The organism is Streptomyces sp. NPDC015171 (assembly GCF_043079545.1).
Classification (GTDB): Bacteria; Actinomycetota; Actinomycetes; order Streptomycetales; family Streptomycetaceae; genus Streptomyces.
Genome location: NZ_JBIBUO010000051.1, coordinates 1 through 2,686, shown reverse-complemented (window position 1 = coordinate 2,686; position 2,686 = coordinate 1). Strand labels below are relative to the sequence as shown.

At 72.0% G+C, this 2,686-nt stretch carries 1 protein-coding gene; it reads right to left on the bottom strand.

Annotation, left to right across the window (positions count from 1 at the left end; genetic code table 11):
- Nucleotides 1-2,686: condensation domain-containing protein (locus tag ACF073_RS41435; protein ID WP_392076742.1), on the bottom strand; the 2,686-nt coding region annotated here is incomplete at both ends.

The following is a 2,686-nucleotide window of genomic DNA, read 5'->3' as shown; positions in this document are numbered from 1 at the left end:
ACGCGGGCGGCCTGCGCCTCGAACAGCTGGAGCACGGAGGCGGTCTCGGCCTCGTGCGCAGTGTCGTTCCAGGTCACCAGCTGCCGCTCCAGCTCCTCGGCCGGCAGCGGCACCACGCGGGCGTCGCCGACCGGGTCCACGGTCATGGCGGCCAGGACCGCCGCGTACAGCGCGGTGAGCCGGTCGGCGTTCTCGCGGGACAGCGCGTGGGTGTGCGTGGCCATCAGCAGGTAGCCGGAGACCGCCGACACCGCGAGGTCGAACTCGGTCGCGCCCTCGCCGGAGCTGTCGGCCAGGTCGACGCGCTCGGTGTCGACGTGGTCGAAGTCCTGGTAGCTGAAGCGCACGTCTAGCAGGCGTTCCACACCCGCGTCGTGCTGGATCGCCGGCATCGGGTGCCGGCGGTGCTCCCACATGCCCGCCTCGTGCGCGAAGACCTCTCGGACCAGTTCCTCCCAGGTGCGGTCACGGTCCACGTCGAAGGCGAACGGCAGCGTGTTGAGGTACATGCCGTACACCCGGTCGGCGCCCGGCGCCTCGGGGCGGGCGCTGAACACCAGACCCGAGTGGAACCGGCTCTCCTCGGTGAGCAGGCTGAGCACCTTCAGATGTGCGGCCAGCAGCACGCTCTTGACCGAGACGCGGGCCCGGGCGGCCAGCGCGCGCAGCCCGGACTCGTACGGACCGAGCTGCACGGCGACCCGGTAGCGCTCCCGCTCGGCGGTGCGGTCGCCGGCCCAGGCCGACGGCAGGGAGAAGCGCGCGTAGCCGCTGGTGACCTGCCGCCAGTACGCCCGGTCCGGCTCCGACTCCAGCGAACGCAGTTCGGCGGCGACGAAATCTGCGTAGCGCACGGGCGGCGTGGGCGCCTCGGACGGTTCCCCGCCGTCGCGCACTCGGCGGTACTCGTCGAGCAGCTCCATCAACAGCGCCCGGTGGCTCCAGCCCTCGGTGATGGCGTGGCAGACAGTCAGCCCGAGCCGCCAGCCGTCGTCCTCGACGTGAGCGGTCATCCGCAGCAGCGGTGCCCGCTCCAGGTCGAACAGGTCGGCGCGCTCACGGGCGCTGAATTCCCGGACGGCAGCGCGCCGTTGGTCTTCGTCCAGCCCCCTCAGGTCGTGCACGGCCACGGGGACGGTGGCCTCGGCATGCACCACCTGGAGCGGCTGTGTGCAGCCGTGGAGGTGGAACGAGGTGCGCAGCATCTCGTGGCGGGCCGCGACCACGTCGGCGGCGACGCGCAGCGCCCGTTCCGAGAACGGCTCCGGCTCGCTGATCCGGAACGAGGAGACGTTGTGGTAGGCGTGCCCGGTGTCGTCCGCCAGCATCTCCAGGACCATGCCGAGCTGCACCTGCGTCAGCGGGTAGGCGTCCACGGCGTCGCCCGGGAGCGTCTGCCGGTCCTCGGCGCTGATCAGCGCGAACCGCTCGACGGGCACATCCACCTCGGTGCGCGCGGGGCGGCCGGTGAGGAACTCGCTCAGCTCGGCGACCGTGCGGTGCTCGAAGACGTCCCTGACCCCGATGTCGAATCCGGCCGCGCGCAGCGCGCCGACGAGCGCGACGGCACGGATGGAGTGGCCGCCGATCTCGAAGAAGCCGTCCTCGACACCGACCCGTTCCCGCTCCAGCACTTGGGCCCATATCCCGGCGATCCGTTCCTCGGTCACCGTGCGCGGCGCGACATGGCCGTCATCCACCGCCGCAGCGGCGTCCGGGGCGGGCAGGGCGCGCCGGTCGACCTTGCCGTTGGCATTCAGCGGCAGGGCGTCCAGAGCGATCAGGGTCCCGGGCAGCATGTACTCGGGAAGCCGGTCGGCCAGATGGGCGCGTACGGAGTCCGCGGGCGCGTCGGCCGGCGCATAGTACGCGGTCAGCGTGCCCTCGTGGACGGTGAGGAACGCCTCGCGGACCGCGGGGTGTTCGGTGAGGACGGCCTGGATCTCGCCGAGTTCGACGCGGTAGCCGCGGATCTTGACCTGGTCGTCGATACGGCCGAGGAACTCCACGGCACCGTCGGGGAGCTGACGGACCAGGTCGCCGGTGCGGTACAGACGGGCGCCCGGCTCATCACCGTACGGGTCGGGCAGAAAGCGTTCCGCGGTCAGGTCGGGGCGGCCCGCGTACCCACGCGCCACACCCGTGCCGCCGACATACAGCTCACCCGGCACACCCACCGGAACCGGACGCATCCCCGAATCCAGCACGTACGTCCGCATGTTCGGCAACGGACGCCCGATCGGGACCACCTCGCGGCCGACCGGCTCCGTCACCGGGAAGACCGTGGAGCCGACGGACGCCTCGGTCGGACCGTACTCGTTGATCAGCTCCGTGTCCGGGGCGAGCGCGCGCCAGCGCTCCAGGGTGGCGCGGGTGAAGGCCTCGCCCGCCACCACCAGCACCGGCGCCAGCGTGGCCGCCTGCTCGGCGGTGAGCTGCTGGGACAGGACGTCGAGGTGGCCCGGGGTCAGCTTGACGAAGCTGTACGGCCCCGAGGCGACCAGGTGCTCGCCCAGATCGGCCAGGGTGACGTCCTGCCCCACCGTGTGCACGGCCTGTCCGGTCACGAGGGGTGCCCACAGGTTGGGCATGACCAGGTCGAAGGCGACCGAGGAGAACAGCGGGGCACCTCCGGTGCCGCGCGCGGCGAGTTCACGGGCCGCCCAGGCCACATGGTTGACCAGAC